Genomic DNA, 24,530 nt, shown 5'->3' on the forward strand with positions numbered 1-24,530 from the left:
GGTGCTCGAGGGGGCTGGTACGGGGTGGTCCCCGGAGCCAGCCCCGCCGGAGTGGACGGGTTCGACATCTGCTCAGCTGACCCCGGCCGCTTCCAGCCCTGCGGTCCAGTCGTCGTAGATGCGTTGGGCGAGCTCATCCGGGTCGTCGAACCGGCCCATGGGCGCCAGGCCCTCGAAGTAGAAGGGTGTGTACTCCCCGGCCAGCTCGTTGCCATGGTGGAAGGTCTCCCACTGAGGCGTCATCCGTTCCAGCTCGTCGCCCAGACCAGCCACGAACGCCGTCGACTCGACGTCCGGCTGCAACGGCAGGAAGCCGCTGGCCTCGATGAAGGCGGCATAGTTGTCGGGTCGGCTGTAGAACTCCAACCACTGGGTGGCCAGCTCGGTGTTCTCGGCGTTCGAGGGCACTGAGAAGACGAACTCCGGCTTGTACCCGAAGACGTTCTGAGCCGGGTTCTCGCTGCCTGGCAAAGGGAAGTAGCCGAACTCGAAGTCGGGCCCAGCATCCTCGATGACCGGTGCAGTCCAGGAACCGTCCGGGAGCATGGCCGCGTTGCCGGCGGCGAACTCGGCGGGCAAGGTCTCGTAGGAGACACCGGCGAAGTTGTCCTGCGCGAGGCTGTAGAGCGCACGCAGCTTCTCCAGCACTGAGATCGCTTCGTCCTCCAGGAGTACCTCAGGGTTGGTCCAGAGGGCCTCGTCCAACTCGGCCAGGTCCGGGTAGGTGCTATGGATCAGCCCGAGGTTGGGCAGCCCCACCGGCCAGCGCTCGCTGCCGCCCAGCAGCAGCGGCGTCACGCCGGCATCCTGGAGGGTCTCGCCAGCGGCGACGAACTCGCTCCAGGTCCTGGGGACGTCGATACCGTGCTCGTCGAACAGGTCGATGTTGTAGTAGATCCCGTTGACCACGGTGGAGCCGGTGGGGACAGCCCAAGTGCTGTCCTCAATCTGCATGTCCTCGATCGTGTCGGGGAAGAACCGGTCCAGCCATTCCTGGTCCGTCAGGTCTACGTAGTTCCCGGCCTGGACGCCTTCCACGAAGGAGTGCTCAGGCACCCCCTCGATGTAGCCGGGCATTGGCTGGACGGTGTCGCCCTCGACGATGTCGGCCGCACCGGCCGCCATCCGTGAGTTCAGAGTTGTCGTGTACTGGTCCGTCGGTACCGTGTCCAGGCGCACGGTCACGCCGGGGTTCTCTGCCTCGAAGTCCCTGTTGATCTGCTCCAGCACGGCATCGGTGGGGGCGTTGCTGTGGACCAGGATCACCAGTTCAGCGTCACTGCTGCTCTCGCCGCCATCCCCGCTGCCGCAGGCTGCCAATGTCGCAGCCGCAATGCCGGTGACCAAGAGTGCGGTCGTCCGTCGTCGTCGTCGTCCGATGATCATCTCTTCCTCGCATTTCTGACCCCGCGGGGGATCTCCTGCCGCCATCGACGGCGTGATCATGTCGTCACCATCAGCGGCGACGGATCTGTTCACCGTGTTCATGATTGTTCACGGCGATCGTTCATAGTGTGGTCGGCGTTCAACGCGGTGTCAACCGAGCTGGCTCGGCGATACCGGACTGCGGGTTCTGAGCGAGCAGTCAGTGCGCGAGGCCGCCTGTTCGCGGCAGGGTCAGACCTGCGTGCGACCAGGGCGCGCCGGACCTGTTCATGAACAGTGGTTGTACTGATCGCGGCCGAAGTTATCGCACCGCTCAGACGCGCGGCGACAGAGTCAGGCTGGCGGTGTGGCTACGGAGGCCCTGTTGACGAGCTCGACCGGGGTCATGATGGTGACCGGCGCCGCCGTCGGGTTATCGCGCCGGTACTGCAGTCGCCGCACGGCCTCCGCGCCCATCGCCTGCTTGTCCAGTCGGACAGTGGTCAACGGAGGCGCCATGACCGCTCCGAGCTCGTCGTCGCATCCCACCACCGAGACGTCGCGTGGAACCTCCAAGCCGGCCTCGGCGAGGGCGCGCAGTACACCGGAGGCTGTCGGGTCATTCGCGCAGAACACCGCGCTGAAGTGCTGGTCCGCGTGCAGCAGGCGTCGCATGGCCTGGTAGCCACCGTCTGGGGTGAGGTCACAGGCCTCGGTGATCTGCGGCCGAAAGGGAACACCGAACTGCGCGAGTGCGTTCCGGTAGCCGACTGCCCGCAACTCCACGGTGGAAACCGCGTGCCGGATGCCGCCCTGCTGCTGTAGCGGGCCGCCCACGAAGGCGATGTCCCGGTGCCCGTACTCGAGCAGGACGGTCACCGCGAGCTCGCTGCCGTAGGCGTAGTTGGCGAGGATCGAGTCCACCGCCAGTGTCGGCAGGTAGTTGTCCACCAGAACGAGTGGTAGCCCGGAAGAGAGCATGGAGCGAACCAGTTCGGGTGGTGCCGAGCCAGTCAGCAACGCGCTGCCGAAGCGTCGCGGCCCCTCTTCTCGCTGGGGGAGTGCTCGTGCGTCCCCGGGCAGAGCCTCGTACGTCACGCTGGCCCCAGAGCGGTGGGCTTCGGCTTGGGCGCCCTGCAAGATGTGCGCCCAGAACGGCGACATGAGTCCGCCGTCCTGGTGAGCCAGGTAGGGGAGGGAAAGCAGGAACCCGATCTCGTGGACGCGCTCGCCGCTTCGCTGGCTCCGTACCCGGCCCGCCCGGTCGGTGGCGTATCCAGTTTCCCGGACTGCGGCCAGCACGCGATCGCGCAGGGGGCCTGCGACGTTCTCGTGCCCGTTCAGCACTCGCGAAACAGTGCCAGCCGACACCCCTGCCCGCTGCGCCACATCGCGCATCGTCACGGTCTCCACCATGGGCCCCACTCATCCCGTCCGTTTCATGAACTCTTGAACGCAGGCTACCGCGCGTGCCGTGCACCGTCAGTCGACGCGACGGCGGTACGGCACCCCGTGCGACGGAGAAAACCCCGTCCGCTACGAGATTCACGCAGCAGGAGCCGTCGCAGACGGCTTGTCCAGAGGCCGTGCGGACGCCCGTCCTCCTGAGCCGGGACCTTGACATCGCTCACTGTCCAGCACCACACTCCACTGTACAACGGCGTCATGAACGTTCAGCAATGTTCATGATCATCTCTGATCAGTACACACGGCCCTATGGGTCGGAGGGAGCGCAAGGATGCGTCTGCAGCACAACACCCCGAGCGCATCGGAGCACCTGCCCCGATGCGCTGGTTCCCCATGGCGCGATCCCTGGCGTCACGTCGTATCGATAGTGGCCACTGGGCTGCTGGTGCTTGGGGTCATGCACGGCATGACCATGCCGGCAAGCGCAGCGCCTGGTGCGAGCAGCCCGGGGGTCACGCTGAGCAGCGCTGACTCCCTGGAGGATTGGGAGACCGGATGGGGGAACGTACTGAGCCTGAATACCGACGAGTATCAGGAGGGCTCGGCCAGTATCGAGCTGACCGACGGTGGCAACGAAGTGCAGTTCATGCTCAACCTGGACCCCGTGGACACGGGCCTCAGCCGTGATGAGGCGGTGCTGGAGTTCTGGTATTGGGTCGAGGATGTCTCCGCACTCGGTGACGGTGAGGGACGAGTCGAACTCACCAGCTCCGGTGGCCCCGACTCTGACCAGTATGAGTGGCGCATGATCGACCTGATCCCCAACCTCAATGACGGGTGGAACCTGGTCAGCCTAGACCTGGCCAATGCTGGCGTTGCCGGCGATCCGGACCTCAGTGCGATCAACTTCTTCCGGCTCTTCAACTTTTCCCCGGAACCTATCAGCGTGCGCATCGATGACCTGCGGCTGCGGCAGCAACCGGAGCCACAGGCCCGGCTCATGCCGGTGAGCCTAGGCAGTCATGACGTACCGATCGCTGAGTATGACGTGCGTGACTTCGGTGCGCATCCCGACGACGGCGTCGACGACACGCACGCGCTCCAGTCCGCCATGAACGCCGCGCATGCGAACGGGGGAGGCACAGTGTTCGCACCAGTCGGCCAGTTCGACATCCACGGCACCTTGGACGTCCCTGCGGCCGTGACGTTGCGCGGAGACTGGGCCAGCCCGGACGAGGGCGGAATAGGCGAGGGCACCGTGCTCGCAGCCTATTCTGGTCGCGGCCAGGGAGATGGAACCGCCTTCCTCACCACCCGCAGTGGCTCGACCATCCGCGACCTGAGCATCTGGTATCCCGAGCAGGACGACCCGACGAACGTCGTCGCCTATCCATGGACCATTCAGAACGCCGACGGGCGCAACGACAACGGATACTACGGGCCGAACCTGACCAACCTCACGTTCGTCAACTCCTACCGAGGCGTCAACGTTGCCGTGGCGGCCCGCCATTTCGTGCGGAACGTCCACGGCACATTCCTGGACGAGGGCATGGCCTTCGATGGGATCTACGACATCGGTCAGGTCCAGCACGTACATATGGGACCGCGCTACTGGGCGGAATGGCCTGGAGGTCCCGCCTCCGAGGACGTCGCTGCACACCTGCGAGCGAACGCCGTCGGCATCACGGCCTACAAGTACGACTGGTTCTACTTTTCTACGCTCTCCTTCGACAGCTACGCCGCGGCACTGCGTACCGCACGTAGCGAACACGGTCTGGCCAATGGGCAGGTGTGGGACCTGACCATCACCAACGGCGCGGTCGGCCTCGACCTGGTCGAGGCCAGTCCGATCGGTGTCGTGGTGACAGACGCCACCATCCACACGCCCGGCGGTATCGGGGTGCACGCCAGCAGCGGCCTGAGCGATCCACAGACGATCTCCCTGGCGCAGACCACGTTCGAGGCCCCGCAGGGCCAGCCGGTTCTGCTTGAGGGTGATGGGTCCGTGGTTGTCACCGAGTCGGAGTTTGTTTCGTGGGATCAGCACGCGGTAACCGCCATGGCCGGTACTGTCCAGCTCACCGGGAACGCATTCACTGCCGCCAGTCCCGCAGTCCTGCTCTCCGACGAGGTGAGCTCTGCTGCGATCCTCGGCAACGAGTTCGCAACTGACGCGGATGCCGTGACAGACGAGACAGCTGACACCGCGGATGTGCAGATCGACACCGGCACCTGGGCGCCGGCCGATCTGCCAAGCATCCCCGACCTGACCGATGCCGCGCCTCCAGTGGATCGCTATCCGGATCCGGGCAGCGACACCGTGGTGCTGGTGACCGACCACGGCGCCCGCGGCAACGGAGCGCACGACGACACCGCGGCCTTCCAGGCAGCTCTTCAGGACGCTGGCTCGGCCGGGGGAGGCACCGTCTATGCACCGGCGGGTCGCTACCGCATCACCCAACCGCTCCAGGTACCTGACGGCGTCGAGCTGCGAGGAAGTTGGGAGGGCCCGCATCATTACGGGAACGCACCACGTGGGACCGTGCTGGTGGCTTATGCCAGTGAAGGGCAATCCAGTCCTGCCCTCCTCGACCTCGCCGACGGCGCGGGGGTGCGAGGGCTGAGCGTCTTCTACCCGTTCCAGGATCATGTCGACCCGATCGACTATCCGGTCACTATCAGCGCCCGGGGTGATGATTCGTGGGTCGTGGACGTGACGCTACCGAATTCGCGGCAAGGCATCGAGGTCACCGGGCAGGATGTCGTGGTGGACTATGCCTCCGGGATGGGACTCGATACTTTCATCACTCACTCCGGCACTGGCGGCTACGTCGCGAACGTACTGAACTCCGTCGGAGACTGGCAGGACGGGGAGCGAGAGTACAACTCGCCGCCGCCGGACTGGTGGATGCAAACGCCACCAAGCCAGGCCACCGGGCTGCGGATGGACGGGGCGACTGCAGTGACGATGGTCAACAACTTCAGTTTCGGCATGGCCGATGGGCTGGTGCTCGCGGGTACCAGTTCCGACCTACTCGTGCTCGGTCATGGTGTCGACAATTCCGAACGGGCCATCGTCGCCACCGGTAGCGGGTCCGGTCTCGTGCTGGTCAACTCCGAGCTGGTGGCGATCGATCTCTCGGATGACCCGGGAGACAAGCGCTACCTGGACGTGTCTGAGGACTTCACAGGTAGCCTGCAACTCCACCAAACCCTCGCCTGGGCTGCCCGGGGTGGCAGCAATCTGCACGGCAGCGGTGAGGTCACGGTCAGCCAGTGGATCTCTTCCGAGGGCGCATTCGACGTGACCGGCGGATCCCTGCATCTGAGTGCTTCCTACCTGCACGACGACGCGCCTCAGGTCCGGCTCGGCCCCGACGCTGCGCAAGCCCTGGTCATCGCGAACGTCGGCAATGCGCAGACGTTTGAGGTATCCGGAGACGATGGAGATCCCCACTGCGCCGCGTGGAACGTGCGTAAGGACCACGGGGACCCGGGCACTGGCAGCCTGCCTCAGGACGGATGTAGCCCGGATGCGCCGATTGACCCTGAGCCGATCGACCCTGAGCCGACGGACCCTGAGCCGATCGACCCTGAGCCGACGGACCGCGACGGTGACGCATCCGAGGCCGAGGGGTCGGGCGCTGGCCCCACCCAAGCGGGCCCACCATCGACGCGCGACGGCGAGTCCCTTCCGGGTGCGCTAGCCGACTCTGGCGCCTCGATAGCAATAGCCATGCTCGTGGTGACACTGCTCGTGAGCGTGGGCCTGATCGTTCGGCGCCGGGTTGGTGAGCGCTGAGTCTGCCCGCGCACGAGTGACCACCTTGGCCGGCGTCGAGCAAGAGGCTGACGTCGGCCAAGGTATGGCTCCGACCGGCGTCGATCCGGTGACCTTTCGATTTTCAGTCGAACGCGCTCGACAGCGAGGATCATTGACCTCGCCAGTGAACGCGACTACCGGTCGGATGAAGGCGGCTCTTGTCACTCAGGCGCTCCTACGTGGCCAGCTGGGTGCAGCGCTCAGGGGCGAACGGCTGGTAGTCCTGACCGTCGCCGGTGGCGACGGCGGGGGAATCCCAGGTCGGGGAGGGTCCAGGCCCTCACGCACGATCGACGCATGCGGACGAAGTCGGCAGCGCGGCGCGCTGTGCGGCGGTCGCATCGGAGCCTGGCGTGTCCCGCAACGTTGTGTCAAGATCGCACTCGTGTTCTTTGGCTGATCCGAGTCTTCACGTCCCGCGCACGTGCACTGGATTTGCCCCAGAATCTGTGCCAGGCCAGTTCGCCAATCGCCTGTGGTCATGAGCCGCGGGACGGTTGCCCTCCTCGCCGGAAGGATCCCCATGCACGACGACCACCGATCTTCTCAACACCCAGGTGGAGTCACATCTGCGTGGACTCGCCGCACGGCCGTGACAGTGCTATTGGCGCTCGTCCTCGCGGGGCTCACAGTCGTGGGAGGGCTCGCGCCAACCCAGTCGGCGCAGGCGGCACCGACGTGTGCTCCAGGAACCCTCTATCTCAACACCGGATCTGCCTCGTCGCCGGTGATCAACCAGTACTCGACCACTGGCGACCTCAACGAGAGTGTTGACGCCGCGCGCATCTATACCGATATCGCCTTTTCGAGCGACGGCCTCGAACTCTACGGCATATCTCCCGGCAGGGCTCCCGACGAGCCTTTGACGTCAACGCTTTACACCATCGACCCTGATACGGGCGAGGAGACGGACACGGTCGAGATCTCTGGCCTCCCATCGAGCGACTACTTCGCGAACGCACTGAGTGCACTCGCAGACGGCTCGCTCCTCGTCGGTTCTGCAGATACGGGCGACACGGCTGGGCAGCAGATCCTCCAGATCGATCCGCAGACTGGAGTCGCGACACCCTATCCCGCAGAATTCCCGGATGGTTTCGCATCTGCGGGCGACTTTCTCTCGCTCCCAGATGGAGATGTCCTCGCCGTAGGCTCTGGGCCGAGTGGCAACGCACTCTTCCGGATCGCTCCCGACAACTCGATGACTCAAGTCGGGACTGTTCCTGAGTCATACGGCGCAGCGCAGAGCGGCGGACGGGTCTACCTCGCCGGATCGAACGGAACCATCTACGAGATCGCCTCCGTTCCCTCGGAGCCATCGACGGACCCGGTGGAGACCACGACTGTCGCAACGACCGGGCTCCCGTTCTACGGTGCCACCTCGCCACAGGACAGCGGCCTGTGCTCCGACCTGACGATTGCGAAGTCCTCTGATCCCGCGTCGGGCACCCCGGTGGCGCTTGGTCAGACCGTGTTGTACTCGATCACTCTGGCGAACATCGAGGGAACGGCGCCTGCCGAGGTCGACCTGACAGATGATCTGTCGTCCGTGGCTGACGACGCGACAGTCGTCAGCCAACCCGCCGTCTCATCCGGTGACCCTCTCACGATCGACCCCATCGCCAACGGGTCCTTCCGGATCAGCGGCACCCTCACCGAGGGGGGACAGTCGACGATCACCTATGCAGTGACCATCAACGACCCAGCGACAGGCGATCACCAGCTTTCGAATTTCGTCGTTCCGACCGGGACGACACCGCCGACGTCGTGCGAGCCGGCGGAAACTGCGTGCACCACCAACCCCATCTCCGACCTGACGATCGTGAAGTCGGTGGATACGGCGGGTGAGTCGCCTGCTGAGGCGGGTGAGGAGCTGACGTATTCGTTCTTGGTGACGAACACGGGCAACGTGACGTTGACGGATGTGACGGTGAACGAGGGTGAGTTCACTGGTTCGGGTGAGCTTGGGTCGCTCACGCCGGGGTCGGTGGCGACGCTGGAGCCGGAGGATTCGACGACGTTCACAGCGACGTACACGCTGACGCAGGCGGATGTTGATCGGGGCAGCACGGTGAATACTGCGACGGCTGTGGGTGTTCCGCCGACGGGGCCTCCGATTGAGTCGCCGCCGTCCACGGTTGAGGTGTCCTCGGAGCCGGCACCTGGTATCTCGGTCATCAAGACTGCGGACGTCGAGGAGGTGACTCAGGTTGGACAGGTCATCACCTACTCGTTCCAGGTGACGAACACGGGCAACGTGACGTTGACGGATGTGACGGTGAACGAGGGCGAGTTCACGGGGACGGGGACGCTTTCAGCGACATCCTGCCCAGATGGCGTCGCATCCCTGGCACCCGGTGCGGAGATCTCCTGCACCGCTACGTATGAGGTTACACAGGCTGACCTCGACGCTGGGTCGATCAGCAACACGGCCACTGTTGTGGGGGCCCCTCCAACCGGGCCGTCGATCGAATCGACGCCGTCCACGGCTACAGTGCTGACGCCGGGTTCGGAACTCGCCGCGACCGGGGTGGATGCTGCCCCGTGGGGCATCGCAGCAGCCGTTCTTCTGGTTCTTGGCGGCGGATTGGTCGTCGGCCGCGGCGCTCGGGTAGCCAAGGCCTAGCGCCTCGATGTAGGCCGTCGGGGGAGGGACCAGTAGGGCCCTCCGCCGACGGCCTACGAGCATGCACGGGCGATTCGACTGCCGAGATGGTCTGGTGGTCTGGCTGATCGCGTTGGTGACGCGTGGGTACAGGCGTGAGGCTGAGGGGTGGTCCCTGACGGTGGGCAGCGACGGCCGACATGGGCCGCACAGCGCTGTGTGGCGAGTTGAACGGTTCCTCGTCGTGAAAGGGCGCGCTACGTACGCCGCCTCCGTGAGTTGTCGGTGGCTGGAGACAACTCAGCCCCGCTCCGGGAGTGCCGGGCGGGGCTAGGTCGTTCTGCTGGTGCTACTTCTTCGGTGGCTCCGACCGGCGTCGATCCGGTGACCTTTCGATTTTCAGTCGAACGCTCTACCAACTGAGCTACAGAGCCTTGACACAATCGCCCGGTCATGGTGGTGACCGGGCGATTGAACCGCGACCCCGACCGGACTTGAACCGGCGGCCTCCGCCGTGACAGGGCGGCGCTCTAACCAACTGAGCTACGGGGCCTCGCGTGTCTTGCTATGAAATTGTGCCGTACCCCCAACGGGATTCGAACCCGTGCTACCGCCGTGAAAGGGCGGGGTCCTAGGCCGCTAGACGATGGGGGCCCGGTTGCCCGTGACGCCGTCCGACGCCCCAGAACCTCGGAAATCATACGACACCGGAGTGCGCCGGGGCAAAACGGGTCAGAGTGACGTGGAGCACGCTGGTGAGGGACGCCGTCGTGGGCCTTCGTGAGCCCCTTCCCGAGCCCCAGGACGGCGGAGTCCGGCACGCGTACGGACCTGACCTCAGGCACGGGTCGCTTCGTCGAGAACCTGGCCCTCGTCGCCGTAGAACGTCAGGCGCTCACCCTCGACGACCAGCCAGGCCGCCTGCGCCATCGGGGCGCCGAAGTCGTGCCCCTCGCAGCCGATGAGCGTCTGCGCACCGGAAACGGTCAGGAGGCTGCCGTCGGTCACCATCGCCCAGCGGCCGCCGACATGGTTGCAGCCGTCGGATCCGGACCACGCGCCGTCCTCGGACAACTCCAGATACGGCTCGGTCGAGTACTCCTCCGTCGGGACCCACCGCCCCAGCACGTCCTCGCCGGTGGCAGGTTCCGCGCCGTCGGGCAGGGGCTCCGGAGTGGCATCGGTCTCGGCACGCTGCTCCTCGGTGAGCTCGGGCTGCTCGCGGAGCTCATCGGGGACGTCCGGGTTCGGTGGTGGGGTGCCGTCGACCGTCAGCCGTGCCGTCTCTTGGCCGGCACCATCCGTCAGGATGACGTCCTGGCCGGAGGTCGTGAATCGGGTCGCGTTCTCGAGCCAGGGGGTCTCCGGGCCGTCGCACGTCCCGGACCAGGAGTCGACCTGCGTGAGCAGTGTGCCGGCACGAGCCCGCCACATCCCGGTTTGCGTGCAGTCCTGACTCCAGACTGTCAGGCTCATCGGCGAGAACGAGGAGCCGACCTGCACCCAGGTGTCAGCCTCCAGGTCGTCAGCTTCGACCCGCCAGAGCCCGACGAGTTCAGAGGCGGCTGGTTCGCCGTCGGGCGCGGTAGCGGACGGCTGGTCGCCGGAGATAGCGCCGCCGCAGCCGGACAGCGCCATCGCGGTGCACAGTAGCGTCGTGATGGTGGTGAGACGTCTGCTCATACCGCTCCTGTGTCGGACGTGGCTGCCGTGTTGCGTCCGACCGGTGGAGGTCGCTGGGTGGGGGTGAACTTTCCAGGCGAGGCGATGGTGGCGAGGTGGGCAGCACCCGACGTTACTCGGGGGACGCTACCGACACTCAGGGCACGTCACCGACGCCCCTGATGAGAGACTGGCCGATGTGATCGAGATGTCCCGGGAAGACTTCGAGGAGGCGGTCGGCGAGGGCCTGGACCTCGTGCCGCCGGAGCTCGCCCAGCACATCGACAACGTGGTGGTGCTGGTCGAGGACGAGCCCCCGCCCGAGGCCGAGGATCCGGGCCTGCTCGGACTATACGAGGGCACCCCGCTGACTGAACGCGGGGAGTGGTGGGCTGCAGGATCGCTACCCGACCGCATCACGATCTATCGCAACCCCACGCTGCGGTTCTGTGAGTCGGTCGACGAGGTCGCCGAAGAGGTGGCCGTCACCGTCATTCACGAGATCGCCCACCACTTCGGCATCGACGACCAGCGTCTGCACGAACTCGGCTGGGGTTGAGCGCCACGTCTGACCCACCACCGGCAGTCTGACCCACCTTCCGCAGGAGCCGGCGGCAGGTCAGACTGCCGAACCTCTGTCATACGGTGTGGCCCTCAGGCGCCGGCGGCCTGGCGCGCCGTCCACGCGCTGGCGACCATCTCCTCCAGCGTGTGCGTCATCCGCCACCCCAGGTCACGTGCCGCGGCCTCACCGGATGCGACGATTCGTGCCGGGTCGCCAGGACGGCGCTCCACCAGCTCAGGTTCGAAGTCGATCCCGGTCACCGCCGCGATCGTGTCCATGATCTGCCGCACCGAGACACCGTCGCCGCTGCCGAGGTTGTACACGGGCTGCAGCCGCTGGCCCTGGGCCAGCGCCTTGGCGGCGTTCACGTGGGCCTCGGCGAGATCGCTGACGTGGATGTAGTCCCGCACGCACGTGCCGTCCGGGGTGTCGTAGTCGGTGCCCATGATCTTCGGGGTGCGGCCCTCGGCCAGCGCATCCATCACCAGCGGGAACAGGTTGTGGGGTGAGGCATCCCGCAGCTCCGGCGAACCGGACCCGACCACGTTGAAGTACCGCAGCGACGTGTGCAGCAGCCCGGTGGCCCGGGCTTGGTCGGCGAGCAGCCATTCGCCGATCAGCTTGGACTCCCCGTAGGGCGACTCCGGTGTGGTGGCGGTCTCCTCCGTGACCAGGTCCACACTCGGCGTGCCGTAGGTGGCAGCGGAGGAGGAGAACACGATTGAACCCACCCCGGCCGCGGCCATCGCTTCGAGCACGCTGATGGTGCCGGTGACGTTCTGGCTGTAGGTGTGCAGGGGGCGCTGCACGCTGACGCCCGCGTACTTGAACCCGGCCACGTGCACCACGCCCTGGCAGTCATGCTCACGCAGCACCTGGGTGAGCCGCTCGGTGTCCAGGATGGAGATCTGCTCGAACGGGACTCCCTCCGGTACGAAGGACTCGATACCGCTGGCGAGGTTGTCCACCACCACGACGTCGATCCCGGCCCTGGTGAACGCACGCACCACGTGCGCCCCGATATAGCCGGCGCCGCCGGTCACCAACCATGTCATCGCATGACCTCCTGAGTATCGAATCCGGGCATCGTCGCGGCGCTCTCGTCGTGGATGTGGGAGCGCAGCAGGGTCGCGGTCGCCCAGCCCTGCGCCAGCAAGCCGGCGTCGGAGTCCGCAGCGAAGGTGACGTCGTCGCTGGAGAAGGGGCGGAACAGCATGCTCGTCACCTGGCGTTCCCGTTCGCCGTCCTCCAGAGTGAATCGGGCCGGCTGCGCCGTGCGCAGCCCATGCAGGTCCGCCTTCGGTACGTCCGGGATGTTGATGTTGAGCACGCGCCCGTCCTGCGGGTGACTGGTGACCCACTCGAACGCCGTCGAGACCACCGCGGTCGCCGTCTCGGAATGGACGATCTCGCGGCCGGTGATCGAGAACGCCACCGCCGCGATGCCCTGGGCGGCCGCGGCCAGTGCCGCGCCGACCGTGCCGGAGTGCAAGATCGCGGGGCCCACGTTGGGACCGAGGTTGATACCAGAGAGCACCAGGTCGGGGCGCGGGCCGAGCCCGCCCATCCCGGCCACGACGGAGATGAGCGCGGGGCTACCGTGGACCCCGATCGCCTCGATCTCCTGCCGCAGCCCGGGTGGGCGCCCGGGGCTTTGGCGCAGGTTGCCCGACTCCTCCTGTTCGCCCTGGAGTCCGGCGGAGAAGCCGGAGTACTCCTTGTTCGGGGCCGCGACGAGCACCTCGTGCCCGGCGTCGGCGGCCACGTGCGCCAGGATTGTCAGCCCTGGGGAGTCGATTCCGTCGTCGTTCGTGATGAGCACACGCATGGGTGAGGCACTCTCCAAGGGGTAGTCCGGCTGCCGGATCTATTCTGCCCCCTCCTCGGACCTCGTTCCCCGCCGCCACCGGGAATTCCTCGTCGATCTGGCGGTTGACCGTCACGGGGCCACCGCCAGATCGACGAGCGATTTCGGGTGGGGCCCGCGAGGGCCGGATCGACGGCAGACTCCAGTAGCCGGTGGGAGGATGGAGACCATGTACGAGGTAAGCAAGTCCGAGGACGAATGGCGCGCCGAGCTGAACCCGATGGAGTTCACGGTGCTACGCCAAGCGGGCACGGAGCGGGCCGGCACCGGGGAACTGCTGCACGAGAACCGGGAAGGCGTCTACCGCTGCCGTGCCTGCGGGAACGAGCTCTTCCGCTCCACCACGAAGTTCGACTCCCACTGCGGCTGGCCCAGCTTCTATGCCCCGCAGGACTCCGACGCCGTCGAGCTGATCGAGGACCGCAGCCACGGCATGGTGCGCACCGAGGTGCGGTGCGCCCGGTGTGGCTCCCACCTCGGTCACGTGTTCGAGGATGCCCCGCAGACCCCCACCGGCGACCGGTACTGCATGAACTCGGTCTCCCTGACCTTCGACACTGCGGGCGAGACCGACCAGGCGTGAGGTTTCAGGCCCTCACCCTCAACCTCCAGCGTGGTCTGAATGGCTCGACGGCGCAGCCCACCGACGCCGCCACGCTCGCCTCCGCAGTGGCCGGGATCGAGGCGGACGTGGTCGCGCTGCAGGAGGTCGACCGCGGGCAGCCTCGCAGCGGAAGGCAGGACCAGGCGGGGATCGTCGCTGATGCGCTTGGCCTTCCACATGTGCGCTACGCAGCCACCCTCACCGGGGACGTGCGCTCCCGAACGAGGCACAGTCCGGCCCGCTCAGGAGACCATCCCGGCCCCGCCTACGGCCTGGCGTTGCTCTCGCGCCACCCGATCCTCGCGTGGTTCGTGCTGCACCATCCACGCGTCCCCGTGCCGTTGCCTTCGTGGCACTCCGGGACGATCGCCCGCTGGGAGGACGAGCCCCGGGCAGCGCTCGCAGCCGTGCTCAGTACTCCCGCTGGGTTGGTGGCGGTGTGTTCCACTCACCTGTCGCTGTTCGCCCCGATGGCGGCCGCCCAGCTCTCGCGACTGATCCGCGCGATGGACGGGCTCGTCCCCGATGGGCCGGGTCTCATCTGCGGTGACCTGAACCTCGATCCCTGGGCCGTGAGCCCGTTCGCCCGTGGCTACCACTTTCCCCGTGCGCTCACCTTCCCCGCACACGAGCCGCGCCGTCAGCTCGACCACGTCCTCGTGCGCAACGCGCAGGTTGCCCAGGTCAACGCCCGGCGCCTGCGCATCTCCGACCACCGCCCCCTGGCGGTGACCCTGACGTGGTGACCTCGCGCCTGGACCGCGTCCCGGCCCCCGCACTGTTCCTGACCGCCGGCGTCAGCCAGTACCTCGGTGCGGCGCTCGCCGTCGGGCTGTACGCCACGATCCCGGCACCCTCCGTGGCCTGGGCGAGGGGCGCCGTCGGGGCACTCGTGCTGCTGCTCGTGGTGCGCCCCTGGCGGTGGCCGTGGACCCGCCGCACGGTCGGGCAGACTGCCCTGTTCGGGTTGGTTCTGCTCGGCATGAACATCCTGTTCTACATCGCCATCGATCATCTGCCGCTCGGGGCGGCGGTGGCGCTTGAGTTCGCCGGTCCGGTGGTCGTCGCCGCCGTGGGTGGACGCGGGCTGCGGCACCGGCTCGCCGTGGTGCTGGCGGCGCTCGGGGTGCTCGCGATCTCCCTCGTCGGGCTTGACTGGGCCGGGCATCCCGCGACGGCGGAGCTCGCCTTGGGACTGGCCGCCGCCCTCGGAGCCGGGGTGCTCTGGGCGGGCTACATGGTGATCGGTGGCCGGATCGTGAGCCGTCGCAGCGGCAGCGCCTCGCTCGCGCTCGGTCTCACGGTCGCCTCCGTCCTCTACGCCCCCTTCCTCGCCGGCGGCACACTGACCGAGCTGACCTGGCCGATCGGGCTCCTGCTCCTCGGTGTGGGGCTGCTCTCGACGGTGATCCCGTACTCGCTCGACCAGGTGACCTTGAAGCGGCTCGGTACGGCCACCTTCGCCCTGCTGAACGCGCTGCTGCCGGTCTCTGCCACGGTGATCGGGGTCGTCGTGCTGCGGCAGGTCCCCACCTGGGGTGAGGTGGTGGGCACGCTCGCGGTGAGTGCCGCCGTCTGGATCTCGGCGCCGAAGAAGCGACCGGGACCGAAGTGACGTCCCTGAGCGATGCCGTGCCACATGCGGCATGGAATCGCTGAGGGTCGTCAGTTTCGTCCGTCAGCGAGGGTCCGGATCACGCAGGGTCCGGATCACGGAGGTGGCTGTCAGGGCGACGGCCGGGTCCCGATCGTGGCTGAGCTCGGTCAGCACGGGGATCGCCTGCTGCGGTGGTAGTTCCGCCAGCGCCTGCGCGATCCGGCGGCGTGAGCCGGAATCGGCGTCCGCCACGGCGGTGGACAGGCGAGTCGCGATCTCGTGTGCACCCTCGCGCGCCAGCACGGCGAGCGCCTCTGCGGCTTCGACGTCGTTCGGACCGTCCAGCACCATCGCGATCAGTGTGTCCGTCGCGGCCGGCACCCCGCGCGCGCCCACGGTCAGGGCGGCGTGCTGGCGCACGTCGGCATCCGGATCGGCCACCGCCCGCACCAGCAGCGCGGCGGCGCGGTCGTCGGGTAGTGCCGCCAACGCCCGGACCGCTCGCCGACGCACCTCGACATCGGGGGAGTCGAGACCGGAGGCCAGGTGGGCAACAGCCTCCGGGCCGCTGCGGGCGAGCGCCCAGCGCAACGCACCGGCCGTGTTCAGCTCGCCCTCGGTGAGCACGGCGGCCGCGAGCGTGGCGGGTGTGCCGCCATCGGCGAGGGCGGCCCGCTGCCGCTTGGTCGGGTGACGGGAGGTCAGGGCACCCAGGAGCGCCACGATCTGCAACGCGTCCTCCCAAGCGGGCGAGTCCCGGTGCTGTACGGCACGGAGCCGGTCCAGTAGTTCTTGTTCCCGGACCAGTCGTTGCTCGGCCTGCTCGATCAGCTCGCCGACCAGTGCTGACGGCGTGGCGCCGGGATCCTGCAAGACGCGTTCGATCTGGCGCAGGGACAGGCCAAGGGATCGCAGCCCCTCCACGTGCAGGATGCGCTCGAAGTCCTCGGCGGAGTACTCCCGGTATCCGCTGCTGGTGCGCCCCGTGGGGCGCACCAGGCCGAGGGTGTCGTAGTGCCGGAGCATCCGGGCGCTCACCCCCGAGCGGCGGGAGACCTCACCGATCAGCATGCGGCGATCCTGCCAGGGCGCGGACCTTCCGCGCGTGATCGATCGCGAATCCGGCGTCCGGATCGGCCCACAGGAGCTGCGTGGCCGCCGCATGGTCACTCATGGCCGGGTGGCTGGCGGCGGTGCGTAGCACTTCATCCAGGGTGCTCTCGGCGGAGTCGGCCAGCGCGATCAGCGCCCGGCTCAGGCTCAGCTGCATGTCCGTGTCACCACGGCCTAGCTGAGTAGCCAGCGTCTCGATCGTCTCGTCCCGGGCGTGCGCAGGGGCCACGACGGCGGCCGCTCGCCAGGCGCTTCGGGCCACCTCGTCGTCGTGGTCGTTCAGGAGACCACGCACGGCCGGCCAGGTGCGCGCGGCACCGATCTTGGAGAGTGTGTGCAGTGCCTGGCTGCGCGCCTGCGGCTGCGGTGCTTCCAGCTGCGCCAGCAGCCGCGGCACGGTCAGGTGCTCAGGCTGCCGGGTCAGGGCCCAGGTGAGCATGTCGCGCACGAAGAAGTCCGGCTCCACGGCGCACCGCGTGATGAGGGGATCGACGTGCTTGCGCGCCGGGTAGGTTCCGGCGAGCATGGCGGCGCGCTGCCGGATCGAGGGGTCTGGTGCGGCGAGAGCGCGGTGGATCCGGGTAGTGGCGTCGGGCTGTGGTGCGGTCATGGTGTGTACCTCCTGCAGTCATCACAGGGGTTGTCACCGTGTGAAGGTCAAGTGCCGCCAATGGTGAGCCCGGTCGCGCTCGGCGCGGGCCCGTTCGACCGGCGAGATGCGGCGCGCTGTGGCACGCTGAACGCGCGCGGCGAGCGCCCGCGCGCCGCCCTTGAGCGGCTGAGAGAACGGACGGACGCACATGGGTGAAGTCATCGGCCTCATCGTCTTCGGCGCCATCGTCGGTGTGCTGGCGCGACTCTTCAAGCCGGGTGAGCAGAAGATCGGGGTGCTCTGGACGATCCTCGTCGGGATCGCCGGCGCACTGATCGGGTACCTCGTCGCAGGCTGGCTCGGCGTGGACAACACGTCGGGTATCGATTGGATCCGTCTGGCCATCTCGGTGGTGGCGGCGATCGTCTTGCTCGGAGTGTTCATGGGTGTGACAGGCAGGAAGAAGTCCTAGAGCCCGTCCCGTGAGCAGGGCCCCGTGGTGGCAACGTCCATCACGGGGCCCTGCTATGTCCGAGTGTCGGTGTTCTGTGAGACTGGGCCCATGGAACTGATCATTCAGCCCGGACCTGCCGAGAGTGCGCGGATCGTCGCCGATGCCATCGTGGCTTTGCTCAAGCGGAAGCCGGACGCCGTACTAGGACTGGCCACCGGCTCTTCACCCCTCGCTGTCTACGACGAGCTCGTCCGTCGTCACGAGCAGGGTGAGGTGAGTTTCGCCAGGGCCCGGGCCTTCCTGCTGGACGAGTACGTGGGCCTGCCGGCGGATCATCCGCAGCGCTATCGGAACGTGATCGAGACCGAGTTGGTGGGGCGCGTCGACTTCGCCGATGGTGCCGTGCAGGGACCGGACGGTCTCGCGCAGGACATCCCGGCGGCCTGCGCGGCCTACGAGGAGGCGATCGCCGCGGCCGGTGGTGTGGACCTGCAGATCCTCGGGATCGGTACCGACGGGCACATCGCGTTCAATGAGCCCGGCTCGTCGCTGGCCTCGCGCACCCGGATCAAGACCCTCACGCGGCAGACCCGGGTGGACAATGCCCGCTTCTTCGACGATCAGATCGACAAGGTCCCCACCCACTGCCTGACCCAGGGGCTGGCGACCATCCAGGCCGCGCGTCACCTGGTGCTCGTGGCCACCGGGCGGCACAAGGCTGAGGCGATCCACCAGATGGTCGAGGGACCCGTCTCGGCGATGTGGCCGGCGTCGGTGCTGCAGCACCACCCGCATGTCTCGGTCCTCGTCGATCCGGCGGCCGCCGCCCGGCTCCAGTTGGCGGACTACTATCGCGAGACCTATGAGACCAAGCCCGCGTGGCAGGGCCTGTAGATCAGCCGTTACGCGATGTTCACGAATTCTGGTCTTGACCGGTCGTATAGGGAACGGGCAGAGTAGTGCCATCGCCCACGGGCGAACGGCATGATTTCCGTTATGTCGTCCGAAAAATGAGAGAAGGAGACTCTTCATGCTGGACACCATTCTCGGACTCATCGAGCCCGTCCTCTCCATCGTTCTCGGCCTCCTGGGCGGCCTTGGCCTCTGAGGTAGGTGACTGAGCGCACCACCTCCTGCGGTGCGCTCACGTCTGGGGTACGTCGGCCGGGCTCATGCCGTGGGCCCGGCCGACGTGGTCGGCCCGCGGTCGATCATCGGAATCCTCAACGCACGAGTTCTCGGTGCGCGTTGATAGCACATTCGTGTCACCACTGCACCGAGAATACGCAGGCATTGTGCACAGATTACCTGAGTTGATCCTGCGCGCTTAGATTCTCTTGTTCTCGCGTCATCGGATATGTCGATGGCGCGCCCGCATTTTCGTGGCGAGAGCACTGTTCCGGCCCGATTTGTGGGATGATTTCGCACATGACGATGTTCAGCGTGTACGGAACGGCCACCCGGTCTCGTCCTCCGGAGCGGGCGCAGTTGCGCCTGCACGTCACGTTCGAGGGCCGGGACCGCGGCGCCGTGCTGACGCGCACGATCGAGGTGCACCGTCAGGTGACAGAGCAGGCGCGGCGTCATCAGGAGTCCGGTGCCGCCACCTGGTGGGGCGCCGACCGCGTCCAGGCCTCGCCCTTCAAGGAGTACCGCAAGGACTCCGATACGACGATCACCAAGTTCCGCAGCTCGGCGTCGGTGACCGTCCGCTTCCAGGACTTCGACATCTTGTCCGCCTGGGTCACCGAGATCGGAGCCCTCGAGGGGATCTCGGTAGCGGGCATCAGCTGGGAGCTGACGCAGGCCACCCGCCGCGCCGCGGAGAAGACGACGCGACAGGACGCGGTGCGGGACGCCGTCGTGCGGGCGCGCGACTACGCTGCCGCGCTCGGACTGGGCGAGCCCCGCCTGGAGGCCGTATTCGAACCCGGCCTGCGCCCCCATGCGTCCGGAGGTGCGGCGACGCAGGCCTTCGCGTCCCGCGCGGGAGCGCCCGCCTCGCAGGCACCGGACCTGAAGGCGGGCGATGTGGACGTCACGGCCGAAGTGAGTGCGGACTTCGTCAGCGACTGACGATTGCGGGTCTGCGTTGGCTGGATATCGTGGACGCATGGCAACGACGGGGGCGATGGGGATGGATCCAGGCAGGTGGCGGCTCGGGGCGGCTGTCGTGGGAATCGGGCTGCTGCTCGGCGGCTGTGCGGATGATCCCGGTGAGGTCACGCTGGCCGAGCCGCTGACGTTCGCGCCGGCCGATGATGTGGCCGGGCCGGATTGCGACGAGGGCTATGTGCCCGGTCCGGACCACTCCGAGTGTTTCGCACTCGGTGAGGGCTTCGAGGTAACCGCCGTGCAGGAGATCGAGCTCGGGAGCGCAGTCAGCGACGCCGGGCAGATCACCGACGAGACCGTGGTCACCATCGCCCTCCTGCCGGACGATGCGGCCGCATTCGCAGATCTCACCGAGGCGCTGGCGGCTGCAGAGGATCGGGAGAGACTGGCGATGGTCGTCGCTGGTGAGGTCGTCTCCGCGCCCGTGGTGGTGGAGCGTGTCCCCACGGGGGAACTGACCATCAGGGGTTGGCATGAGGCGCACGCGCGTGCCTTCGTGGACGGCGCCGGCTGAGCGGTGCGGGGCGAGTTGACGCCCCTGCCCGGAGGCGATTGCCTTGAGCCGTGACCTCATCTGGCCCACTCGTGACCGCCTGGCGGCCGCTCCTCGACCCTGACGCGCTCGCAGGGATACTCGCGCCGGCGTTGCCGGGCCCTACGGCCGGCTGGACCGGCCCCGTGTCCGCCGCGCTCGCCGACCAGGCCGCGCGCGAGAGCGGCACGCCGTGGCCCTCGCCGCAGGCCTCCCACTACGCCCGCTTCCATCGTGACGGCATCCGGACCGCACACGAAGACCTGGTGCGGGCGCGGCAAGCTCGTCTCACCCGCGCCGTGGTGCGGGCCGCCGCAGCCCTCGACGGCGACCGGTTGCCACTGCTGGACGAGGTCGCGGACGGCGTCCTGCTGCTGTGCGAGCAGACGTCCTGGTGCTGGGTTGCACACGACCCTGGCCCTGAGCGCCGTGGCAGCGTGGTCCCGCCGGTCGAGCCGTGGCTGGATCTGGGCGCCGGGGAGATCGCCGCCCAGCTCGCCTGGGTGGACAGGCTGCTCGGTGACGATCTGGACGATGCGTTCCCGGGGCTACGGGAGCGGGTGCGGGCAGAGAGCAGCCGGCGGGTGCTCGAACCGTTCCTGGACCGGGACTGGCACTGGCTGACCAGTGAGATGAACAACTGGTGCCCGTGGATCTGCGGCAATGTGCTCGCTGCTGCGATTCAGCTCCTCCCGGCCGGACCGCGCCGCACCGCCACGGTGGCCAGGGCGATCGGCGGACTGGACCGATACCTGGTGAGCATCCCTGAGGACGGCTCGGTCGACGAGGGCTACGGGTACTGGTGGGAGGGTGTGGGTCGCGCCCTGGAAGCGCTCGATGTGCTCGAGCGCGTGACCGGCGGTCGGTTGAGTGCGGCGGAGATACCGGCGATCCGGGCATCCATCGCCTTCCCGCACCGGATGCATCTCGGCGGCCCGTGGCACGTGAACGTTGCCGATGCCGCGGCCCGGCCGCAGGCGAACGTGCCCTGGGACGTGCTGCTGCGTTGGGCGCACCGGATCGGCGACGACGATGCCAGGCGGTACGCACTCAGCCAGTGGGCGCCGTCGGAGTTGTCGGCCGAGTGGCCGATGAACCTCGCCCGGGTGGTCGGCGGTCTGGAGGCGCTCGGTAGCGGTGCGGCCGGCTCGGCCGATCCGCCGTTGGTGGGGCAGGTGTGGCTTCCGGATGTGCAGATCGGGCTCGTACGTGAACACCCGGGGCGCGCCGAGGGCCTGGTGGCCGTGCTCAAGGGCGGGCACAATGCCGAGAGCCACAACCACAACGATGTCGGGTCGGTCATCGTGGCCTCCGACGGCGTCCCCGTCCTCGTCGATCCCGGTCGCCTGACGTACAGCGCCGGGATGTTCGGACCGGAGCGGTATGAGTTCTGGGCCATGCAGAGCCGGTGGCACAACGTGCCCGTGGTCGCCGGGCACGAGCAGACACCCGGGCGTGCCCGCCGGGCCCGTGGCTTCTCTCATGCTCTGGACGGCGACACGGTGACGATGAGCCTCGACCTCGCCGCGGCCTACCCCGACACCGGGCTCGACCACTGGGTGAGAACCCTCGCGCTGAACGCGGACGGGTCATGCATCGTCGAGGACGACTGGGCGTTCACCGAGCCGGTGCACGCCGAGTCCTGCCTGCACTGGATGATCGCCGGTGAGGTCACCCGCGTGGGGCACGGGCGCATCGACGTGGTGCCGCTCGCGGGCGGTGCGCCGGTCCGGATCGTCTGGACCGGGGACGTCGACGGTGTGAACCTGACCGAACGGCACCTGGAGGACCCGATGCTCACCAGCGTCTGGGGAACCGCGCTCACTCGGCTGGAGCTGCGACTGGGGCGCCGTACCCGCGGATCGGTCGCGCTTCGCGTCGAGCGTCGGTGACGTCCCTGAGTCTCGGCCTGCCAGGCTGCCGGCCGGGGACCGCCGAGTGGGACATCCGGCGCGACTCCTGATCAGGCGTATCACGCCGCCCCCCATCCCCTCATGGAGAGGTACGAGCACCTCTCACCGAGATTGGGGAACGTCATGTCCGTGCAAGCCATGGGGCCCACCTACGCCGGAGGCACCGAACCCATCGTCAGCGGTGGGTACGACGTGCTGTATCTGCCCGACGTCAACAACCGCGAGCTGATCCGCCAGGGCGAGTCGCCGGTCTTCTACTACATCCCGAACCTGGTGCGGATGGCCCGCAAGGACGGGCCGGATTCGGGCGACTACCTGTTCAACCTGGTGCGCTTCGCCGGCACTGGCGGGGAGGCCGTGATCGGATCGCCCGGCGAGGTGGCCGGCGGTGTGCTGACGTTCTCGGTCACCGGCGCCATCCCCGAGCACGTGCGCCGGCAGTCCGAGTCGCAGATCACCGCCAAGTACGCCGAGAGCGAGGACGTTTTCTGGGGGCTGAAGGGCCGCCGCAAGGAACCCACCTTCCGCCCGGCGATCATCACCGAGAACATCACATCGGTCTCCAACGTCTCGCCCACTTCCCGCGGTCTGCCGACACTGCCGAGCCCCGGCGGCTCCCGGTTCGCCTATCGCGGCACCGCCGGGCGGCCCCAGTTGACCCGCACCCGCGACGAGTCCGGCCCGCCGCCCGTCGCCGAAGACGGCAGCCCGGTGCTCACCGGCGGCAGCGGCTCCAACCTCGACCCCTGGTACTGGCAGATGCACGGCAACGGCAAGGGGTCGATCGTGCCCACCGGCACGCACGCCTTCAGCGGGCTCATCGGTGCCTACCCGGCCGCGATCTGCTGGGAGGCCTTCCACGGCACTGCGTCCCCGTTGATCGTGATCCAGAACTACAAGCTCAAGGTGTGGTCGCCGGTGGTGACGCTGAGCATCGTCGGCAACTGGGACCGCGTGTTCGAGCACTTCTCGGCCGCCGCCTCCGGCCGCGCGTTCTGGGCCTCGGCGGATATCCAGACCGAGTTCAACAACATGCGCACCAACGGCACCATCGAGGTGGACCTCAAGGTCGACACCACGTTGCCCGGCTCGGAGGAGATCGCCCGTCGTCTGGACGAGAAGTCCAACCTCGTCTACGAGAAGTTCATGGAGCAGGCCAAGGGCATGATCTTCGATCCGCCGCCGCCCGAAGTCGAGGCCGCGGAAGCTGATAGTGGCTCCTTCACACCGTGGGGAGTGGGCGTCGCGCTGAAGTACCGCCGCGACACCACCCGACTGAACCTCGAGTACCACGAGACCCAGCAGTTCGCCTACCTGCAGGACCACACCATCTCCAGCTCGATGGCCGGCATGTTCGACGAGATCAAGGACGACCCGGAGGCTGAGCGCAAATACTTCCTCACCGTCTATCTCGATGACTGGCCCCGCAAGCTCGCCCGCGTGGTGCGCCCGGTGGCCGCCTGGGAGGACGGCAATGTCGAGTTCCTCAGCGTGCAGGTCGGCTATCCCAACACCAGCGGTGAGATCCAGTGGGAGGGACACAGCTTCGCCGGACTGGAGGGCGAGGACGGATCCTGGAAGTACCAGACGGCGCAGAAGGTCGCCTCCGATGTGGCGAACGCCCCCGAGGACTGGTCCCCGGACAAGACCTTCGTCAAGCGCAAGGTGCACCTGGCCGAACCACCCAGCGAGGCCTCCGACCCGTACCGCCGCGTGCAGATCGACAACAACGTCATCGATCTCGACCCCGAACCCAACGGGCAGCTGCTCAACGACACCACGCTGGAGGTGCGCGCCGATACGGCAGGGCGCCTCGCCGTCGGGCCGGTCGAGCTGGGCGTGGTCCTCACCGACAACACCCAGAAGGTGGAGGCCGAGTTCGAGCCCGTCGATCCCGACACCCGCGAACCCCTCGGCCGCCCCTCGGTGCGCTTCTCCTGGGGTGAGGACGATCTGGACACCGACCGGTTCTGGACCGTGTTCACCTCCGACCCCGAGTTCCGCCCGTTCTACCGCTATCGCGTGCACGTGACCGTCAAAGGCACGCTGTTCGAGCCCGGGCGTTCGTGGTCCGGCGACTGGGAGTACAGCAGCGGCAACGGCCCGCTTGTGGTCAACGTGCCCCAGCCCGATCCCGAGCGCGGCGTGCGCTACGTCCCGGAGGAGCGCATCGCGCGGCTGCGGGGGATGATTCCCGACGGCGCAGGTTCTGCTGGTCCTGAGAGTTCCGCCGGTGCAGGTGGTCCCGACCATGCGGCCGGCGCGCGGACCGGCGTTCGTACCGGCCCGCCCGCCCGGTACCTCGACTACAGCCTCTGA

Annotated in this window: 19 protein-coding genes and 4 tRNA genes; 12 read left to right on the forward strand and 11 right to left on the reverse strand. The window is 67.7% G+C overall.

Features of this window, described 5'->3' with window-relative positions; translation table 11 throughout:
- Positions 1–72 precede the first annotated feature (72 nt).
- Together FV560_RS11290 and FV560_RS11295 are read right to left on the reverse strand one after the other, a co-directional pair.
- On the reverse strand, positions 73–1,479 hold the full coding sequence (locus tag FV560_RS11290; RefSeq protein WP_159621644.1) for an ABC transporter substrate-binding protein: 1,407 nt from the start codon (positions 1,477–1,479) through the stop codon (positions 73–75).
- A gap of 240 nt (positions 1,480–1,719) precedes the next feature.
- Complete coding sequence (locus FV560_RS11295) at positions 1,720–2,763, reverse strand: LacI family DNA-binding transcriptional regulator (protein WP_235020086.1); 1,044 nt, start codon at positions 2,761–2,763, stop codon at positions 1,720–1,722.
- Positions 2,764–3,238: 475 nt separating this feature from the next.
- Here FV560_RS11295 and FV560_RS11300 point away from each other — a divergent pair, with 475 nt between their 5' ends.
- On the forward strand, positions 3,239–6,574 hold the full coding sequence (locus tag FV560_RS11300) for a glycosyl hydrolase family 28-related protein (protein WP_159621646.1): 3,336 nt from the start codon (positions 3,239–3,241) through the stop codon (positions 6,572–6,574).
- 65 nt (positions 6,575–6,639) lie between these two features.
- On the opposite strand, the gene FV560_RS11305 is transcribed toward FV560_RS11300, so the two are convergent.
- Positions 6,640–6,730 (reverse strand) — tRNA-Phe (locus tag FV560_RS11305).
- Positions 6,731–7,187: 457 nt separating this feature from the next.
- Between FV560_RS11305 and FV560_RS11310 the strand changes: the two genes are divergently transcribed.
- A complete protein-coding gene (locus FV560_RS11310) occupies positions 7,188–9,218 on the forward strand; it encodes a DUF7507 domain-containing protein (RefSeq protein WP_159621647.1) in 2,031 nt (676 codons plus the stop codon).
- 340 nt (positions 9,219–9,558) lie between these two features.
- On the opposite strand, the gene FV560_RS11315 is transcribed toward FV560_RS11310, so the two are convergent.
- From FV560_RS11315 to FV560_RS11330, 4 genes are all read right to left on the reverse strand, one after another.
- Positions 9,559–9,631: transfer RNA gene (locus FV560_RS11315), tRNA-Phe, on the reverse strand.
- A gap of 45 nt (positions 9,632–9,676) precedes the next feature.
- Positions 9,677–9,750, reverse strand: a tRNA-Asp gene (locus FV560_RS11320).
- Between the two features lie 28 nt (positions 9,751–9,778).
- Positions 9,779–9,851 (reverse strand) — tRNA-Glu (locus FV560_RS11325).
- Positions 9,852–10,034: 183 nt separating this feature from the next.
- Positions 10,035–10,880, reverse strand: coding sequence for an META domain-containing protein (locus FV560_RS11330; protein ID WP_159621648.1), 846 nt, complete (start codon positions 10,878–10,880; stop codon positions 10,035–10,037).
- Between the two features lie 187 nt (positions 10,881–11,067).
- On the opposite strand from FV560_RS11330, the gene FV560_RS11335 reads away from it, so the two are divergent.
- A complete protein-coding gene (locus FV560_RS11335) occupies positions 11,068–11,418 on the forward strand; it encodes a metallopeptidase family protein (RefSeq protein WP_200837633.1) in 351 nt (116 codons plus the stop codon).
- 95 nt (positions 11,419–11,513) lie between these two features.
- On the opposite strand, the gene galE is transcribed toward FV560_RS11335, so the two are convergent.
- Positions 11,514–12,479, reverse strand: a complete 966-nt coding sequence (galE, locus tag FV560_RS11340; RefSeq protein ID WP_159621650.1) for a UDP-glucose 4-epimerase GalE — start codon at positions 12,477–12,479, stop codon at positions 11,514–11,516.
- A complete protein-coding gene (gene surE, locus FV560_RS11345; RefSeq protein WP_159621651.1) occupies positions 12,476–13,252 on the reverse strand; it encodes a 5'/3'-nucleotidase SurE in 777 nt (258 codons plus the stop codon). Before surE ends, galE begins: the two co-directional genes overlap by 4 nt.
- 208 nt (positions 13,253–13,460) lie before the next feature.
- Here surE and msrB point away from each other — a divergent pair, with 208 nt between their 5' ends.
- Genes msrB through FV560_RS11360 form a run of 3 tightly spaced genes read left to right on the forward strand, consistent with a single transcriptional unit; the run spans position 13,461 to position 15,510 of the window.
- Positions 13,461–13,874 (forward strand): peptide-methionine (R)-S-oxide reductase MsrB, encoded by a 414-nt coding sequence (gene msrB, locus FV560_RS11350; RefSeq protein WP_193496887.1) that lies wholly within the window; start codon positions 13,461–13,463, stop codon positions 13,872–13,874.
- Entirely contained in the window at positions 13,871–14,641 is a 771-nt protein-coding gene (locus tag FV560_RS11355) for an endonuclease/exonuclease/phosphatase family protein (RefSeq protein ID WP_159621652.1), read from the forward strand. Before msrB ends, FV560_RS11355 begins: the two co-directional genes overlap by 4 nt.
- The gene (locus FV560_RS11360) at positions 14,638–15,510 is read left to right on the forward strand and encodes an EamA family transporter (RefSeq protein WP_235020073.1); all 873 of its coding nucleotides are present in this window, start codon (positions 14,638–14,640) and stop codon (positions 15,508–15,510) included. Before FV560_RS11355 ends, FV560_RS11360 begins: the two co-directional genes overlap by 4 nt.
- Before the next feature lie 63 nt (positions 15,511–15,573).
- Here the strand turns inward: FV560_RS11360 and FV560_RS11365 are convergent, their stop codons facing one another.
- Complete coding sequence (locus FV560_RS11365) at positions 15,574–16,563, reverse strand: HEAT repeat domain-containing protein (RefSeq protein ID WP_159621654.1); 990 nt, start codon at positions 16,561–16,563, stop codon at positions 15,574–15,576.
- Positions 16,550–17,215: a HEAT repeat domain-containing protein gene (locus FV560_RS11370; protein WP_159621655.1), complete on the reverse strand. Its 666-nt coding sequence runs from the start codon at positions 17,213–17,215 to the stop codon at positions 16,550–16,552. Before FV560_RS11370 ends, FV560_RS11365 begins: the two co-directional genes overlap by 14 nt.
- 190 nt (positions 17,216–17,405) lie before the next feature.
- On the opposite strand from FV560_RS11370, the gene FV560_RS11375 reads away from it, so the two are divergent.
- The 6 genes from FV560_RS11375 to FV560_RS11400 all read left to right on the forward strand — a co-directional run bounded on the left by FV560_RS11375 (position 17,406) and on the right by FV560_RS11400 (position 24,530).
- The gene (locus FV560_RS11375) at positions 17,406–17,669 is read left to right on the forward strand and encodes a GlsB/YeaQ/YmgE family stress response membrane protein (RefSeq protein WP_159621656.1); all 264 of its coding nucleotides are present in this window, start codon (positions 17,406–17,408) and stop codon (positions 17,667–17,669) included.
- A gap of 90 nt (positions 17,670–17,759) precedes the next feature.
- Entirely contained in the window at positions 17,760–18,545 is a 786-nt protein-coding gene (nagB, locus tag FV560_RS11380) for a glucosamine-6-phosphate deaminase (RefSeq protein ID WP_159621657.1), read from the forward strand.
- Positions 18,546–19,079: 534 nt separating this feature from the next.
- On the forward strand, positions 19,080–19,727 hold the full coding sequence (locus FV560_RS11385) for an SIMPL domain-containing protein (RefSeq protein WP_159621658.1): 648 nt from the start codon (positions 19,080–19,082) through the stop codon (positions 19,725–19,727).
- Between the two features lie 37 nt (positions 19,728–19,764).
- Positions 19,765–20,280 carry a SecDF P1 head subdomain-containing protein gene (locus tag FV560_RS11390; protein ID WP_159621659.1) on the forward strand — a complete coding sequence of 172 codons (516 nt, stop codon included), beginning with the start codon at positions 19,765–19,767 and terminating at the stop codon, positions 20,278–20,280.
- Between the two features lie 50 nt (positions 20,281–20,330).
- Entirely contained in the window at positions 20,331–22,190 is a 1,860-nt protein-coding gene (locus FV560_RS11395) for a heparinase II/III domain-containing protein (RefSeq protein WP_159621660.1), read from the forward strand.
- 144 nt (positions 22,191–22,334) lie between these two features.
- Positions 22,335–24,530 carry a hypothetical protein gene (locus FV560_RS11400; RefSeq protein ID WP_159621661.1) on the forward strand — a complete coding sequence of 732 codons (2,196 nt, stop codon included), beginning with the start codon at positions 22,335–22,337 and terminating at the stop codon, positions 24,528–24,530.

It is taken from the genome of Ruania rhizosphaerae (assembly GCF_009805705.1).
Classification (GTDB): Bacteria; Actinomycetota; Actinomycetes; order Actinomycetales; family Beutenbergiaceae; genus Ruania; species Ruania rhizosphaerae.

Bases quoted from the DNA above. Each gene is read 5' to 3' on its own strand.
- FV560_RS11330 (WP_159621648.1), bottom strand. From the start codon at position 10,880: ATGAGCAGACGTCTCACCACCATCACGACGCTACTGTGCACCGCGATG.
- FV560_RS11295 (WP_235020086.1), bottom strand. From the start codon at position 2,763: ATGCGCGATGTGGCGCAGCGGGCAGGGGTGTCGGCTGGCACTGTTTCG.
- FV560_RS11370 (WP_159621655.1), bottom strand. From the start codon at position 17,215: ATGACCGCACCACAGCCCGACGCCACTACCCGGATCCACCGCGCTCTC.
- FV560_RS11390 (WP_159621659.1), top strand. From the start codon at position 19,765: ATGGCAACGACGGGGGCGATGGGGATGGATCCAGGCAGGTGGCGGCTC.
- galE (WP_159621650.1), bottom strand. From the start codon at position 12,479: ATGACATGGTTGGTGACCGGCGGCGCCGGCTATATCGGGGCGCACGTG.
- FV560_RS11385 (WP_159621658.1), top strand. From the start codon at position 19,080: ATGACGATGTTCAGCGTGTACGGAACGGCCACCCGGTCTCGTCCTCCG.
- surE (WP_159621651.1), bottom strand. From the start codon at position 13,252: ATGCGTGTGCTCATCACGAACGACGACGGAATCGACTCCCCAGGGCTG.
- nagB (WP_159621657.1), top strand. From the start codon at position 17,760: ATGGAACTGATCATTCAGCCCGGACCTGCCGAGAGTGCGCGGATCGTC.
- msrB (WP_193496887.1), top strand. From the start codon at position 13,461: ATGTACGAGGTAAGCAAGTCCGAGGACGAATGGCGCGCCGAGCTGAAC.
- FV560_RS11335 (WP_200837633.1), top strand. From the start codon at position 11,068: ATGTCCCGGGAAGACTTCGAGGAGGCGGTCGGCGAGGGCCTGGACCTC.
- FV560_RS11365 (WP_159621654.1), bottom strand. From the start codon at position 16,563: ATGCTGATCGGTGAGGTCTCCCGCCGCTCGGGGGTGAGCGCCCGGATG.
- FV560_RS11375 (WP_159621656.1), top strand. From the start codon at position 17,406: ATGGGTGAAGTCATCGGCCTCATCGTCTTCGGCGCCATCGTCGGTGTG.
- FV560_RS11300 (WP_159621646.1), top strand. From the start codon at position 3,239: ATGACCATGCCGGCAAGCGCAGCGCCTGGTGCGAGCAGCCCGGGGGTC.
- FV560_RS11400 (WP_159621661.1), top strand. From the start codon at position 22,335: ATGTCCGTGCAAGCCATGGGGCCCACCTACGCCGGAGGCACCGAACCC.